Origin of the sequence: Streptomyces poonensis (assembly GCF_014650915.1) — a bacterium.
GTDB classification, from domain to species: Bacteria; Actinomycetota; Actinomycetes; order Streptomycetales; family Streptomycetaceae; genus Streptomyces; species Streptomyces poonensis.
This window is the reverse complement of the sequence record NZ_BMVW01000001.1, coordinates 156,347-170,556: the sequence shown is the minus strand read 5'-3', so window position 1 is coordinate 170,556 and position 14,210 is coordinate 156,347. Positions and strand designations below refer to the sequence as shown.

The 14,210-nt window shown below is 71.8% G+C and carries 11 protein-coding genes; 9 read left to right on the top strand and 2 right to left on the bottom strand.

Translation table 11 applies throughout. The features are described 5' to 3' along the window. Positions 1–25: 25 nt before the first annotated feature. The 4 genes from IE242_RS00730 to IE242_RS38500 all read left to right on the top strand — a co-directional run bounded on the left by IE242_RS00730 (position 26) and on the right by IE242_RS38500 (position 4,064). On the top strand, positions 26–952 hold the full coding sequence (locus tag IE242_RS00730) for a proline dehydrogenase family protein (protein WP_189854205.1): 927 nt from the start codon (positions 26–28) through the stop codon (positions 950–952). A 38-nt stretch (positions 953–990) separates the two neighbouring features. Beyond that, entirely contained in the window at positions 991–2,622 is a 1,632-nt protein-coding gene (gene pruA, locus IE242_RS00725) for an L-glutamate gamma-semialdehyde dehydrogenase (RefSeq protein ID WP_189854203.1), read from the top strand. A gap of 90 nt (positions 2,623–2,712) precedes the next feature. Continuing rightward, entirely contained in the window at positions 2,713–3,645 is a 933-nt protein-coding gene (locus IE242_RS00720) for an alpha/beta fold hydrolase (protein ID WP_189854202.1), read from the top strand. 287 nt (positions 3,646–3,932) lie between these two features. After that, positions 3,933–4,064: a hypothetical protein gene (locus IE242_RS38500; RefSeq protein ID WP_268249413.1), complete on the top strand. Its 132-nt coding sequence runs from the start codon at positions 3,933–3,935 to the stop codon at positions 4,062–4,064. Between the two features lie 20 nt (positions 4,065–4,084). Here IE242_RS38500 and IE242_RS00715 read toward each other — a convergent pair whose 3' ends face one another. Then, positions 4,085–5,758: a purple acid phosphatase family protein gene (locus tag IE242_RS00715; protein WP_189854200.1), complete on the bottom strand. Its 1,674-nt coding sequence runs from the start codon at positions 5,756–5,758 to the stop codon at positions 4,085–4,087. 174 nt (positions 5,759–5,932) lie between these two features. Between IE242_RS00715 and IE242_RS00710 the strand changes: the two genes are divergently transcribed. The 4 genes from IE242_RS00710 to IE242_RS00695 all read left to right on the top strand — a co-directional run bounded on the left by IE242_RS00710 (position 5,933) and on the right by IE242_RS00695 (position 12,019). Then, entirely contained in the window at positions 5,933–6,976 is a 1,044-nt protein-coding gene (locus tag IE242_RS00710; protein WP_189854198.1) for a 3-isopropylmalate dehydrogenase, read from the top strand. A 306-nt stretch (positions 6,977–7,282) separates the two neighbouring features. Then, entirely contained in the window at positions 7,283–8,371 is a 1,089-nt protein-coding gene (locus tag IE242_RS00705; RefSeq protein ID WP_189854196.1) for a branched-chain amino acid aminotransferase, read from the top strand. Positions 8,372–8,831: 460 nt separating this feature from the next. Beyond that, positions 8,832–10,436 (top strand): citramalate synthase, encoded by a 1,605-nt coding sequence (gene cimA, locus IE242_RS00700; protein WP_189854194.1) that lies wholly within the window; start codon positions 8,832–8,834, stop codon positions 10,434–10,436. A gap of 206 nt (positions 10,437–10,642) precedes the next feature. Beyond that, positions 10,643–12,019 carry a hypothetical protein gene (locus IE242_RS00695; RefSeq protein WP_189854192.1) on the top strand — a complete coding sequence of 459 codons (1,377 nt, stop codon included), beginning with the start codon at positions 10,643–10,645 and terminating at the stop codon, positions 12,017–12,019. A gap of 82 nt (positions 12,020–12,101) precedes the next feature. Here IE242_RS00695 and IE242_RS00690 read toward each other — a convergent pair whose 3' ends face one another. Then, entirely contained in the window at positions 12,102–12,722 is a 621-nt protein-coding gene (locus IE242_RS00690) for a YceI family protein (protein WP_189854190.1), read from the bottom strand. 167 nt (positions 12,723–12,889) lie between these two features. Between IE242_RS00690 and IE242_RS00685 the strand changes: the two genes are divergently transcribed. Beyond that, a complete protein-coding gene (locus IE242_RS00685; RefSeq protein ID WP_189854188.1) occupies positions 12,890–14,170 on the top strand; it encodes a glycosyltransferase in 1,281 nt (426 codons plus the stop codon). The last annotated feature ends 40 nt before the right edge of the window (positions 14,171–14,210 follow it).

The following is a 14,210-nucleotide window of genomic DNA, read 5'->3' as shown; positions in this document are numbered from 1 at the left end:
TTGCTGGATGTTGTGGAGGTGCCCCGTGCTGGGTCCCGTGATTCTTGCCGCGTCGCGCAGCGACCGGATGCGCCGTCTGATCTCGGCGGCGCCGGTGACCAAGCCCGTCGTCGACCGGTTCATCCCCGGTGAGACCGTCGGCGACATCGTCCCCGTCATCCGCGACCTCACGGGCAAGGGCCTCGAGGTCACCATGGACGTCGTCGGCGAGGACATCACCGCTCCCGAGCAGGCGACCGCGGCCCGCGACGCCTACCTGGAGCTGATCGGCCGGCTCAAGGAGCTGGAGCTGGGCGAGCGCGCCGAGATGTCGGTGAAGCTGTCGATGTTCGGGCAGGCGCTGCCCGGCGGTCACGAGCTCGCCCTCGCCAATGTCCGCCCGGTCGTCGAGGCCGCCGCCGAGATCGGCACCACGGTCACGCTGGACGCCGAGGACCACACCACCCTCGACTCGATGTTCGCCATCCACGAGGAGCTGCGGAAGGACTTCCCGCAGACCGGCTGTGTGATCCAGGCGTACCTCTTCCGCACCGAGGACGACGCCCGCCGCCTCGCCGCCGCCGGCAGCCGCGTCCGCCTGGTGAAGGGCGCGTACAAGGAGCCCGCCTCCGTCGCGTACCAGCAGAAGCACGAGATCGACAAGGCGTACGTCCGCATCCTGAAGGTCCTGATGGAGGGCGAGGGCTACCCGATGATCGGGTCCCACGACCCGCGCCTGATCACCATCTCCCAGGAGCTGGCCCGGCGCGCCGGACGCAAGCTCGACGAGTACGAGTTCCAGATGCTGTACGGCATCCGCGGCGACGAGCACCTGCGGCTGGCCGCCGAGGGCCACCGCATGCGCGTCTACACCGCCTACGGCACCGACTGGTACGGCTACTTCATGCGACGCCTCGCCGAGAAGCCGGCCAACCTGCAGTTCTTCCTCCGCTCGATGGTCAGCAAGGGCTGAGCCCGACCCTCACCGCTCAGTTAAGGAGTCACGGAAACATGGACGCCGTCACCCAGGTCCCCACCCCCGTCAACGAGCCGGTGCACGGCTACGCCCCCGGCTCGCCCGAGCGCGCCCGCCTGGAGGCCAAGCTCAAGGAGCTGGCCGAGAACCCGATCGACCTGCCCTGCACCATCGGCGGCGAGAAGCGGATGGGCGGTGGCGAGCGCTTCGACGTCGTGCAGCCGCACCACCACAAGGCCCGCCTCGGCACCTACGCCAACGCCACGCAGCAGGACGCCCAGGACGCCATCGACGCCGCCCTCGCCGCCGCCCCGGCCTGGCGCGCGATGGCCTTCGACGACCGCGCCGCGATCATCCTGCGCGCCGCCGAGCTGCTCTCCGGCCCCTGGCGCGAGACGCTGGCCGCCTCCACCATGCTCGGCCAGTCGAAGACCGCCCAGCAGGCCGAGATCGACACCCCGTGCGAGCTGGCCGACTTCTGGCGCTTCAACGTCCACTACGCCCGCCAGATCCTGGCCGAGCAGCCCCCGGCCAACGCGCCGGGCGTGTGGAACCGCATGGACCACCGCCCGCTCGAGGGCTTCGTCTACGCGATCACGCCGTTCAACTTCACGGCCATCGCCGCCAACCTGCCGACCGCGCCCGCGCTCATGGGCAACGTCGTCGTGTGGAAGCCGTCCCCGACGCAGACCCACGCCGCCGTGCTGATGATGCAGCTGCTGGAGGAGGCGGGCCTGCCCAAGGGCGTCATCAACCTCGTCACCGGCGACGGCATCGCGGTCTCCGAGGTCGCCCTGAACCACCGCGACCTGGCCGGCATCCACTTCACCGGTTCGACCAAGACCTTCCAGTACCTGTGGAAGACGGTCGGCAACAACATCGAGAAGTACCGCTCCTACCCGCGTCTGGTCGGCGAGACCGGCGGTAAGGACTTCGTCGTCGCCCACCCGAGCGCCGACCGCGCGGTGCTGAAGACCGCCCTGACCCGCGGTGCCTTCGAGTACCAGGGCCAGAAGTGCAGCGCCACCTCCCGCGCCTACATCCCGGCCTCCATCTGGAACTCCGGCTTCAAGGAGGAGTTCGCGGCCGAGGTCGACGGCATCGCCATGGGTGACGTCACCGACCTGTCGAACTTCATCGGCGCCGTCATCGACGAGCGCTCGTTCGCCAAGAACAAGGCCGCGATCGACCGTGCCAAGGACGACGCGTCCTGCACGATCGTCGCCGGCGGCACGTACGACGACTCGGTGGGCTGGTTCGTCCGCCCGACCGTCATCGAGTGCACCGACCCGGAGAACGAGGTCTTCACCACCGAGTACTTCGGCCCGATCCTCGCCGTGTACGTCTACGAGGACGAGAAGTACGACGAGATGCTGACCCAGATGGAGTCGGTGTCCGACTACGCGCTCACCGGCTCGGTCATCGCGAACGACCGCGCGGCGGCGGCGTACACGATGGAGAAGCTGCGCTACGCGGCCGGCAACTTCTACATCAACGACAAGTCGACCGGCGCCGTGGTCGGCCAGCAGCCCTTCGGCGGCGGCCGTGCCTCGGGCACCAACGACAAGGCCGGCGCCCCGCAGAACCTGATGCGCTGGACGCTGACCCGTGCCATCAAGGAGACGCTGGTCGCGCCGACCGACTACGCGTACCCGCACATGGGCTGACGTTCCGCCGTACCGCACGGGCCAGGTCTTCCTCCGGTTCTTCCGGAAGGACCTGGCCCGTCCGCGTGTCCGCCCGCGCAGACTGTCCGTATGACGCGGACGCGGACAGTCACGGAGCAGGTGACCGCCGACGACGGAGCGCGGCTGTGGGCGAGCAGAACCGGGACGGACCGGGGGACGCCGCTGGTGCTGTGCCACGGCGGCCCGGGGCTGTGGGACATGTTCGGGGACTTGGCGGCACTGCTGTCCGACCGGGCCTTGGTGCACCGCTGGGACCAGCGCGGCTGCGGGCGCTCGGAGCCGTGTGCCGGGCCGTGGACGACCGAGCGGTTCGTGGCCGACCTGGACGCCGTGCGCGCGCACTTCGGGCTGGAGCGGATGGTGCTGCTCGGTCATTCGTTCGGTGGCTGGCTGGCGCTGCACTACGCGCTGGCCCACCCCGGGCGGGTCGACGCCCTCGTCTACGTGGCCGGAACGGGCATCGGGCCGGTCGACGACTGGCACGGCGTCTACCGGGAGAACTTCCTCGTCCGCCTCGGCGAGCAACCCGAACGGCTCGCCCGCTGGCGCGAGCTGGAGGGCCGTACGGGACTGTCCGGGCGGGAGGAGCGGGAGCGCGCCGTCCTGCGGTGGTCCACCGACTTCGCGGACGGGGAGCGGGCCCTGGAGCACGCCGGGCGCCTGGCCGACCCCTGGTTCCCCGTCAACCTCGAGTGCAACGCGGCCCTCGGCGCCGACCAGAAGCGCACCTCTGGCTCCCCGGAGCTGTACGCCGCCTGCCGGGCGCTCGACCTCCCGGTGCTCGTCGTCGACGGGGCCCGGGACATCCGGCCGCGCCCGGCGGTGGACTCGCTGGCGGAGGTCCTCCCGCGGGTGCGCCGGGTGGTGCTGCCCGGCGCCGGGCACTACCCGTGGGTGGAGGATCCGGCGGGGTTCCGGGAGGCGGTCGGGACGGTGCCGCAGCGTGGTGCGGTCCCGATGCGCGCCCGCGCGTCCGGCGGTGACGCGGACAGGCCCATGTGACTCAGTGCACTGTCTCAGATAGTAGGAAGCCCGAGTATTTGTGCAGACAGGCACTTCCACGTCACCTATGTTTGTAGGAGTCGAACGTCTCGCTGGATCAAGCGCATGACGGTCGCGAGCCGGAAGCCCCCGGGCAGGCAATCCCTGCCGCGCAGCTCCCCGCCCTTCGGGGCACCGCCCGCGCCCTCAAGGGGCAGCGGGGGAGGCTCGTCATCCTCTTCTGCCGTATCCGCCGTATCCGCCGTATCTGCCGTGCTCCCGGATCTCCCCGAAGGAGTCGATGCCCCATGGCCGAGACGACCGTCCGCCGCCGCGTCCGCCACACCTCCCGCGCGAGCGAGTCCGACCGCAAGAACGCCGCCGCCGCCCTCCAGCGAGCCCTCGACCGCAGGGACAACGGCGGCGAGACCGGCCACTGAGAGCCCGGTCCCGCCGCGCGTCACCCACCGGTGCCCCGCCGCACCTCGAAGTGGTCGATCCGCGTCCCGTCCTGGGCCAGCGCCGTCACCTCCAGCCGTGCCGCGGGTCCCGTCTCCGCGGCCACGGACAGGAACGAGAAGCCGGTGTAGCGCACCCGCGACCACTCCACCGTCTCCGGGGCGCGGTCACCCGACTTCGTCCAGCGGTACGACCGGACGGACTCGAGGTCGTCGGTCCTTCCCTCGTAGCTGTCCCCGACGCCCTCGGGGAAGCTGTACAGGGCCTTGCCGGCGCCGCCCGCGGTGACGTACACGGTCCCGTCCCGGGTCGGGTCGGTCGAGGCGCCGACCGGCACCCGCCTGCCCACCTCGCCGTCCCGGATGGCGTCGGTGCGCTCGTAGACGTGGTTGTGCCCGTTGATCACCAGGTCCACCTGGTGCTGCGCGAACAGGGGCAGCCAGGCGTCGCGCACACCGCCGTCGGAGGCGTGCGCCGCCGTCGTCGAGTACGCGCAGTGGTGGAAGAAGACGACGACGAACTCGACCGCCTCGTCCCGGCGCAGCTCGCCCAGCCGCCGGTCCAGCCACCGCGTCTGCCGTCCGTCCGAGTGGCCGAGGTTGGCGGTGATCTCGTACGACACGTCGTTGGCGTCCAGGGCGACGACGCCGACGTTGCCGTAGACGAACGAGTAGACGCCCGGCGCGCGGCGCGGGTCGTAGCCGTTCTCCGGCAGGGACCAGCGCGCCGACTGGCCGCCGTAGCCGTTCGGCGAGTACCAGGCCTCCATGTCGTGGTTGCCGGTCGTCACCATCCACGGCACGGTCTTCGCGACCGACTCGGTCTGCGCGAGGAACTGGTCCCACACGCGCGCGTCGTACACGTCCGACTCCTCGCCGCGGCCGTTGCTGTCGGCGTAGCAGATGTCGCCCGCGTGCAGGTGGAAGGCGGGGCCCCGGCCCAGGATCACCTGGTCGTTGGCGAGCGCGTCGTAGCTGACGCCCTGGTCGCCGAAGGCGGTGAAGACGAAGGGCTCGGGCCGCGCGGGAGCCGTACGGAAGGTCCCCAGCGTCTCCAGGCGCTCGGCCGGGTCGAAGCCCTCGTGGCCGACGCCGTAGTAGTAGACCGTGCCGGGCCGGAGGCGGTCGAGGGCCGCGTGCAGGTAGTACTGGTCGACCGCGGGCAGTTTCCCGGACAGTGACGGGGTGTGCAGCTCCCGGACCTCGGCCTCGATCCTCCGGCTCAGCTCCCACGGCTTCGTGCCCACGCGCACGTACGGCTTCCGCACCGCGAAGGGCACCTGCCAGGAGATCCGCATCTGGGTCCGCGGGTCGGCGCCGAAGGCCAGCCGGCGCCCGAACGGGACGACGAACGGGCCGGGCACCCGGCCGGTCGCCGCCGCGGGGGAGCGGGTCGCGGCGGCCGGGCCCGCGGCGCTCCCGGAACCGCCCGGGCCGCCGGATCCGGACGCTCCCGAGCAGCCGGTCAGCAGCCCGCCGGCCGCGGTCCCCGCCGTCAGCAGCGCGGCGCGCCGCGACGGCCCCGACCGCCCCGACCGGGAAAGCCCCTCCCGGGACAGCTTCGTGCGCAGGTACTCGTACTGTTCCGGCATACTGAGCCGCCGGGCGAGCCGCTCGGGAATGCCGACGTTCGGGACGGGGAGGCCGGGCGGTCCCCCGGGGGAAGACACAGTCATGCAACGGAACTTCCCAGCGGGGCCCGACTCCAGGCGGACATGCGGGTGAATGCGCGGCAACGGATGGACGCGAGGGTGACGCCCCGCCTCCCGTACGGCTCGTACGGCGCGTATGGCTCGTCCAGATCGCGGACACCCCGTGTCATCCCCTGGGACAAGGAGTACGGTGCCGTCATGGCTCGCAGCATCGATCTCGCAGTGATTCCCGGTGACGGCATCGGCCAGGAAGTCGTGGCCCAGGGACTGAAGGTCCTCTCCGCCGTCCTCCCGCAGGATGTGAAGCTGGAGACCAAGGAGTACGACTTCGGCGCCCGGCGCTACCACGCCACCGGTGAGACCCTCACCGACGCCGACCTGGAGCAGCTCAAGCAGCACGACGCCATCCTGCTCGGCGCGATCGGCGACCCGTCGGTGCCGTCCGGCGTCCTGGAGCGCGGCTTCCTGCTCAAGCTCCGCTTCGCCTTCGACCACCACGTGAACCTGCGCCCGTCGAAGCTGCTCCCGGGCGTCGAGACCCCGCTGGCCGGCCAGCCGGAGATCGACTTCGTCGTGGTCCGCGAGGGCACCGAGGGCCCGTACACCGGCAACGGCGGCACCATCCGCAAGGGCACCGAGCACGAGGTCGCCACCGAGGTCTCCGTGAACACGGCCTTCGGCGTCGAGCGCGTGGTCCGGGACGCCTTCGCCCGCGCCCAGGCCCGCCCCCGCAAGAAGCTCGCGCTGATCCACAAGAACAACGTGCTGACCTTCGCGGGCCACCTGTGGACCAACATCTTCAACAAGGTGGCCGCGGAGTACCCCGAGGTCACCACCGAGTACATGCACGTGGACGCGGCGACGATCTACCTCGTCACGCAGCCCGAGCGCTTCGACGTGATCGTCACCGACAACCTCTTCGGCGACATCGTCACCGACCTCGCCGCGGCCGTCTCCGGCGGCATCGGCGTCGCCGCGAGCGGCAACATCAACCCCTCCGGCGAATTCCCGTCGATGTTCGAGCCGGTCCACGGCTCGGCCCCGGACATCGCCGGCCAGGGCAAGGCCGACCCCACCGCCACGGTCCTCTCCGTCGCCCTGCTGCTGCGCCACCTCGGCTACGAGGACGAGGCCGCCCGGATCGAGGACGCCGTCGCCGCGGACCTCGCCGGCCGCGTCGGCAAGCCCGCCCGTTCGACGGACGAGATCGGCGACGCCCTCGCCGTACGAGTAGCCGGCTGACCCGCGCTTCTCACCCTCTTCCCCCTCGAAGCCGCCGGGTCGCATTTCTCGCACCCGGCGGCTTTTCGGTGCCCTCGCCGGGTGACACCATCAATCTCCCTGGGCCACCCCAAGGGCCGTGTTCACGCCGTCTCTCCTCCGGGCTCCCGCTTCGCTCCGGGAGGGAGGACCATCAATGGTCCACCTCTTGCGATAATCGGACGTGGAGCCGCGGATTGAGGGAATGCTCGGACTTCCTAGTACTGACCACTGGCGGTACGGGCGTGAGCGCGGCCCGTCACGACGACCGGTGAAGGACAAGCACTCATGACGACGCCCACGATCGAACTCAAGCCCTCGGCCCACCCGCTCTCCGACGCGGAGCGCGCGGCGATCCTGGCCGATCCCGGGTTCGGCCGCCACTTCACCGACCACATGGTGACGATTAAGTGGACCGAGGGGCGCGGCTGGCACGACGGCCAGCTCGTGCCGTACGGTCCGCTCTCCATCGACCCGGCGACGAACGTCCTGCACTACGCGCAGGAGATCTTCGAGGGTCTCAAGGCGTACCGGCAGCCCGACGGCACCGTCGCCACCTTCCGCCCCGAGAAGAACGCCGAGCGCTTCCAGCGCTCCGCCCGCCGGCTCGCCATGCCCGAGCTGCCCGTCGAGACCTTCATCGAGGCCTGTGACGTCCTCGTGCAGCAGGACGAGGCGTGGGTGCCCGCGCACGGCGGCGAGGAGTCCCTGTACCTGCGCCCGTTCCTGTTCGCGACGGAGGTCGGCCTCGGGGTGCGGCCGGCCAACGAGTACCTGTTCGTCGTGATCGCCTCCCCGGCGGGCGCCTACTTCCCGGGCGGCGTGAAGCCGGTCTCCATCTGGGTCTCCGAGGACCGGGTGCGCGCCGTCCCGGGCGGCATGGGCGACGCCAAGACGGGCGGCAACTACGCGGCCTCCCTGCTCGCCCAGGCCGAGGCCGCCGAGAAGGGCTGCGACCAGGTCTGCTACCTCGACGCCGTCGAGCACAAGTGGGTCGAGGAACTCGGCGGGATGAACCTGTACTTCGTCTACGGCGACCGCATCGTCACCCCGACCCTCACCGGCTCCATCCTGGAGGGCGTCACCCGCGACTCGCTGCTCACCGTCGCCCGTGACCTCGGCTACACCGCCGAGGAGGGCCGCGTCTCCGTCGACCAGTGGCAGCAGGACGCCGCGAACGGCACCCTGACGGAGGTCTTCGCCTGCGGCACGGCCGCCGTCATCACCCCGGTCGGCACGGTCAAGCGCGCCGGCGCCGAGTGGCAGCAGTCGGGCGGCGAGCCCGGCGAGGTCACCCTCCGGCTCCGCGACAAGCTCCTCGACATCCAGCGGGGCACCGCGGAGGACGGGCACGGCTGGATGCGCCGGCTCGCCTAGGGATCGTCGTCACCGTCGGGGCCGTCCCGGGCTTCTCGTCCGGGGCGGCCCCGACGCGTCCTCCACGGAAGTCACAGACGTTCCGAAATGCGCCCGGCGCCGTACGGCCCCCGGTGAGGTGGTCGTACGGCGTCCGGAACGCGGCATGTGCCGCTCGCATGATGAGACGGGCGGTGAACGCGGGGACGGACTGTGCCAGACTCGGCCCGTGCTCTCGTTCGCCATGATTATTGGCAGCAGGCGCGCCGGTCCGCAGTGACCGTCCGGTACGACCAGGTACGGGCGGACACCGTCGTCTCGACCCGCGCGCAGACCTCTCGCACCCGCGAGGGGTTTTTCGTTTTCCTGGCCCACCGTCAGCCGGGAGAAGAGCGCGAGGGATCATTGGGGGACGGCGGAGCCGGTCATTCCGGTTAGACCGAGACCCGCTACGGGATCCATGACAGGAGCCGAGAAAACCATGACCGAAACCAGCGAGCTCGACGATTCGTTCCACGTCTTCGACACCACCCTGCGCGACGGTGCGCAGCGCGAGGGCATCAACCTCACGGTCGCGGACAAGCTGGCCATCGCACGGCACCTGGACGACTTCGGCGTGGGCTTCATCGAGGGGGGCTGGCCCGGCGCCAACCCGCGCGACACCGAGTTCTTCGCCCGCGCCCAGCAGGAGATCCGCTTCCGGCACGCCCAGCTGGTCGCGTTCGGCAGCACCCGCCGCGCCGGCGGCAAGGCGAGCGAGGACCCGCAGGTCAAGGCGCTCCTCGACTCCGGCGCACCAGTGATCACCCTGGTCGCCAAGTCCCACGACCGGCATGTCGAGCTGGCCCTGCGCACCACGCTCGACGAGAACCTGGAGATGATCCGGGACACCGTCGCCCACCTGGTCGCCGAGGGCCGCCGGGTCTTCGTCGACTGCGAGCACTTCTTCGACGGCTACCGCGCCAACCCCGAGTACGCCAAGGCGGTGGTACGGACCGCCGCCGAGGCCGGCGCCGATGTCGTGGTGCTCTGCGACACCAACGGCGGCATGCTGCCCGCCCAGGTCCAGGCCGTGGTCGCGACCGTCCTCGCCGACACGGGCGCCCGCCTCGGCATCCACGCCCAGGACGACACCGGCTGCGCCGTCGCCAACACCCTCGCCGCCGTCGACGCGGGCGCCACCCACGTCCAGTGCACCGCCAACGGCTACGGCGAGCGCGTCGGCAACTCCAACCTCTTCCCGGTGGTCGCCGCCCTGGAGCTGAAGTACGGCAAGAAGGTGCTGCCCGAGGGCCGGCTGCGCGAGATGACCCGGATCTCGCATGCCATCGCCGAGGTGGTCAACCTCACCCCGTCCACGCACCAGCCCTACGTAGGCCTCTCCGCCTTCGCGCACAAGGCCGGACTGCACGCCTCCGCGATCAAGGTCGACCCGGACCTGTACCAGCACATCGACCCGGTGCAGGTCGGCAACACCATGCGCATGCTGGTCTCCGACATGGCGGGCCGCGCCTCGGTCGAGCTCAAGGGCAAGGAACTCGGCGTCGACCTGGGCGGCGACCGCGAACTCGTCGGCCGGGTCGTGGAGCGGGTCAAGGAGCGCGAGCTCAAGGGCTACACCTACGAGGCCGCCGACGCCTCCTTCGAGCTGCTGCTGCGCGCGGAGGTGGCGGGCCGGCCGCTCAGCTACTTCCGCACCGAGTCCTGGCGCGCCATCGTCGAGGACCGCCCCGACGGCAGCCACGCCAACGAGGCCACGGTCAAGCTGTGGGCCAAGAGCGAGCGCATCGTCGCCACGGCGGAGGGCAACGGCCCGGTCAACGCCCTCGACTGCGCCCTGCGCGTCGCCCTGGAGAAGATCTACCCGCAGCTCGCCAAGCTGGAGCTGGTCGACTACAAGGTCCGCATCCTGGAGGGCAGGCACGGCACCCAGTCCACCACTCGGGTGCTGATCTCCACCTCCGACGGCGTGGGCGAGTGGTCCACGGTGGGCGTCGCCGACAACGTGATCGCCGCGTCCTGGCAGGCGCTGGAGGACGCGTACACGTACGGGCTGCTGCGGGCCGGTGTGGAGCCCGCGGAGTAGGACGGGCGGCGCGCCTTTCGTACGGCTGCTGTGCGGTGCGCCCTTCGTACGGGCCCCGGCGTGTCGCTCGCACGCGCCGGGGCCCCTCCCTGACGGGGCCCGTGCTCCAGAACCTCGTGTCGAACTTCGTGCCGCCGCACTAATCCGGCGCACTAATCCGGCGCACGATTCGTCCTGTTGTGCGCCTGGCGAGGTAGCGTCGAAGTATGAGGGCTGCACTGCTGCGAACTCTCGTCCGACTGCTGATCGCGCCGCTCGCCGCGGCGCTGGCGGTGCTCTCGGTCACCGCGGTCGGTGCCCCCGGCGCGCAGGCGGCCACCGACCTCTCCACGGTCGCCGAGGCCCTGCGCAAGGACCCGGTCTATGTCGATCCGGCCGCCTCCGGCCAGCTCTCCCAGGCTGACGCCGAGGCGCTCGCGGACAAGATCAGGGACGCGGACAAGCCGGTCTTCGTGGCGGTCCTGCCCGCGGACCAGCCGACGCAGAACATCTTCCGCAACCTGCGGACCGAGACGGGCATCACCGGCCTGTACGGCATCCGGCTCGGGGACCGGTTCGCCGCCGCGGCCGACAGCAGCGTGCTCTCCCGCCAGGGTGTGGACAACCTGGTGGCGGCGGTCCAGCAGTCGGGCGACGCCAAGGCCCAGCTGAACGACTTCGTCGACGACGCGCTGCGCAGCGACCTCGGCGGCACGGCCCCGAACACCTGGAACGGCGCCTCGACCGACGCCGGCGTGAACGTGGGCGCGCTGGCCACCGTGGGCGGGCTGCTCGCGGCGGGCGGCGTCGGCGCCTACGCGCTGGTGCGGCGCAACCGCCGCCAGCGGGAGGAGGAGCAGCGGGCCGCCCTGGAGAAGCTGCGCGTGGTGGTGGACGAGGACATCACGGCGTTCGGCGAGGAACTCGACCGGCTCGACTTCCGTCCGGGCGAGCCCGGCGCCGACGACGCCATGCGCGCGGACTACGCACGGGCCCTGGACACCTATGAGCAGGCCAAGTCCCTGATGGCCGCCGCCCGGCGGCCCGAGGACGTACGCGCGGTCACCCAGGCGCTGGAGGACGGTCGCTTCTCGCTCGCCGTACTGGCCGCGCGCCGTGAGGGCCGGCCGCTGCCCGAACGCCGGGCTCCCTGCTTCTTCGACCCGCGCCACGGCCCGTCGGTGGCCGACGCCGTCTGGACGCCGGAGGGCGGCGCCCCACGCGAGGTGCCGGTCTGCGCGGCGGACCGGGCGCGCCTGGCCGAGGGCCGGGACCCGATGGTCCGTGAGGTGGACACGGGCTGGGGCCGTCGCCCGTACTGGGAGGCGGGCCCGGCGTACGGCCCCTGGGCGGGCGGTTACTTCGGCGGCGGCATCCTGCCCGGCCTGCTGGTCGGCACCCTGCTCGGCAGCATGATGGCCACCCCGTCGTACGCGGCCGACTACGGCGCCGGGTACGGCGACTTCGGCGGCGGCTTCGAGGGCGGTGATGTCTCGGGCGCGGACTTCGACACCGGCGACTTCACGGGTGGCTTCGGCGGCGGGGACTTCGGCGGGGGCGGGGACTTCGGGGGCGGCGGCAACGACTTCGGCGGCGGGTTCTGAGGCGCCCGCCCTCCGGCGGAGAACGCGGAACGGAGGACGGGCGCGCCCGGCGGGCCTGGGACGGGTGCGGCCCCCCGCGGGCTCAGCCCGCGTTCCTGATCGCCGAGATGTCGAAGACCAGCTTGATCTTGTCCGAGACGAGGACACCACCGGTCTCCAGGGCCGCGTTCCAGGTCAGGCCCCACTCGGAGCGCAGGAGTTCCGCCTTGCCCTCGAAGCCGACGCGCTCGTTGCCGAACGGGTCCCTGGCGGAGCCGTTGAACTCCAGGTCGATCGTCAGCGGCTTCGTCGTACCGAGGATGGTGAGGTCACCGGTGATGCGGTAGTCGTCGCCGCCGAGGGCCTCCGCCCCGGTCGAGCGGAACGTCATCGTCGGGAACTCGTCCGTCCGGAAGAAGTCCGCGCTCTTCAGGTGCCCGTCGCGGTCGGCGGAACCCGTGTCGATGCTGTCCATGGTGATGTCGAGGGACGCCGTGGACCTCGACGGGTCGGTGCCGTCCAGGTGCAGCGTCCCAGAGAAGTCCTGGAAGCCGCCCTTCACGTTGGTGACCATGGCGTGCCGGGCCACGAAACCGATCGTCGTGTGGGCGGGGTCGATCGTGTAGTCGCCGGTCAGCGCGGCCAGGTCGGGGCTGACCGGGGCGGCCGGGGTCGCGGTGGCGGTGTTCGCGGCGGCGGAGTTCTTGCGGCCGAAGATACCCATGGTGTGCTCCTTGGGGGGGCGGGGGCTGGGGACGAACCGGCGGTTCGTTCAATGTTCAATTAACTGAACACGGCCCACCGTAGACCTATTCCTGTTCAACTTTCAACTTTCTTGGCTGGGCCGGTCGAGTCGGTTGAACCGGTGGGGCAGGTGGTACTCGCCGCCCCATGTACTCGGTCGCGGTCCTGGTCGAGCTGGTGCGCGGCGCCACGGCGGGAGGCCACGTCAAGTGCTGGGAGCGCTTCGCGGAGAGCGCCGCCAGGCTCCCCGAGGCCGTGTCCGGCGTCCAGGGACCGGACCTGACCGTGTACTTCCTCGGAGAACGCGAACAGGCGGAGGCCCTGTCGCCGCGCGTCCGGTTCGTCACGCTGCGGCCGGTGCTCAGTACCGCCCCGCTGGTATCGGCCGACGGCGCGGAGGACGCCACCGACCTGGCCCCCTGGCACCCACGCCTCGCCGCCCTGCTCCCGCGCCACGATGTCTGGCACCTCACCCACAGCTTCGCCTTCGCCTCCACGGCGGCCCTCCTCGCGCGGCACACGGCCCGCGGGGGCGCCCGCCGGCCGCGGGTCGTGGGCTCCGTGCACACGGACGTCCCGGCACTGGCCTCGGTGTACACCGGATACCTGGCCGGGCGCCGGATGCCGGAGTGGGCGGCCGACTGGGCCGGGGACCGGGCGGGGGCCTGGATGCGGCGGCGGCGCGACCGGCTGCTGCGGCGGTGCGAGCGGGTCCTGGTACCCACCCCCGCGGGCCGCGACGAGCTCGCCCGGACGCTCGGCGCGGACCGGGTCGCGCTGCTGCGGCGCGGCACCGACCACCGGCGCTTCCGGCCCGACGGCACGGCCCGCGCCTGGCTCGCCCAGGAGTACGGGGTGCCGGCGGACCGGCCGCTGGTCCTGTTCGCCGGGCGGCTGGACGCCTCCAAGGGGGTGCCGCTGCTGGCCGAGAGCGCACGGCTGCTGCGGCTGAGGGGGCGGAGCGCCCACGTGGTCATGGCGGGTGCGGGGGCGGAGGCGGGCAGGATCCGGCGGACCCTCGGCGCGGACGTCACCCTGCTCGGCACGCTTCCCCAGGACCGCCTGGCCCGGGTGTACGCGGGGTGTGACGTCCTCGCCTTCCCGTCCCGCACCGAGACCTGCGGCAACGTCGTCGCCGAGGCGATGGCGAGCGGGCTCGCGGTCGTCCTCCCCGAGGGTGCGAACACCACCCAGTGGCTCGACGCGCCCGGCCGGGACGGCATCGTGGTGCCCTCCGACGACGTACGGTCCTGGGCGGACGCCCTGTGCGAGCTGGTCGACCGGCCCCCGCTGCTCGACGCGGTACGCGCCCGGGCGGCGGCCACCGCCCGCGCCACTCACCCCTCCTGGGACCGTGTGCTCGCCGAGGACCTGCTGCCCGTCTGGAGCCCGCCGTCGCCCTCCGCCCGCACGACCGCCGCCGCATGAGCGGGCACGGTGCCGAAGCCGGGCACGGAGGCATACCGCC

Coding starts and splice junctions, on each gene's coding strand:
- pruA (WP_189854203.1), top strand. CDS start 991: ATGGACGCCGTCACCCAGGTCCCCACCCCCGTCAACGAGCCGGTGCAC.
- IE242_RS00720 (WP_189854202.1), top strand. CDS start 2,713: ATGACGCGGACGCGGACAGTCACGGAGCAGGTGACCGCCGACGACGGA.
- IE242_RS38500 (WP_268249413.1), top strand. CDS start 3,933: ATGGCCGAGACGACCGTCCGCCGCCGCGTCCGCCACACCTCCCGCGCG.
- IE242_RS00715 (WP_189854200.1), bottom strand. CDS start 5,758: ATGACTGTGTCTTCCCCCGGGGGACCGCCCGGCCTCCCCGTCCCGAAC.
- IE242_RS00710 (WP_189854198.1), top strand. CDS start 5,933: ATGGCTCGCAGCATCGATCTCGCAGTGATTCCCGGTGACGGCATCGGC.
- IE242_RS00705 (WP_189854196.1), top strand. CDS start 7,283: ATGACGACGCCCACGATCGAACTCAAGCCCTCGGCCCACCCGCTCTCC.
- cimA (WP_189854194.1), top strand. CDS start 8,832: ATGACCGAAACCAGCGAGCTCGACGATTCGTTCCACGTCTTCGACACC.
- IE242_RS00695 (WP_189854192.1), top strand. CDS start 10,643: ATGAGGGCTGCACTGCTGCGAACTCTCGTCCGACTGCTGATCGCGCCG.
- IE242_RS00690 (WP_189854190.1), bottom strand. CDS start 12,722: ATGGGTATCTTCGGCCGCAAGAACTCCGCCGCCGCGAACACCGCCACC.
- IE242_RS00685 (WP_189854188.1), top strand. CDS start 12,890: ATGTACTCGGTCGCGGTCCTGGTCGAGCTGGTGCGCGGCGCCACGGCG.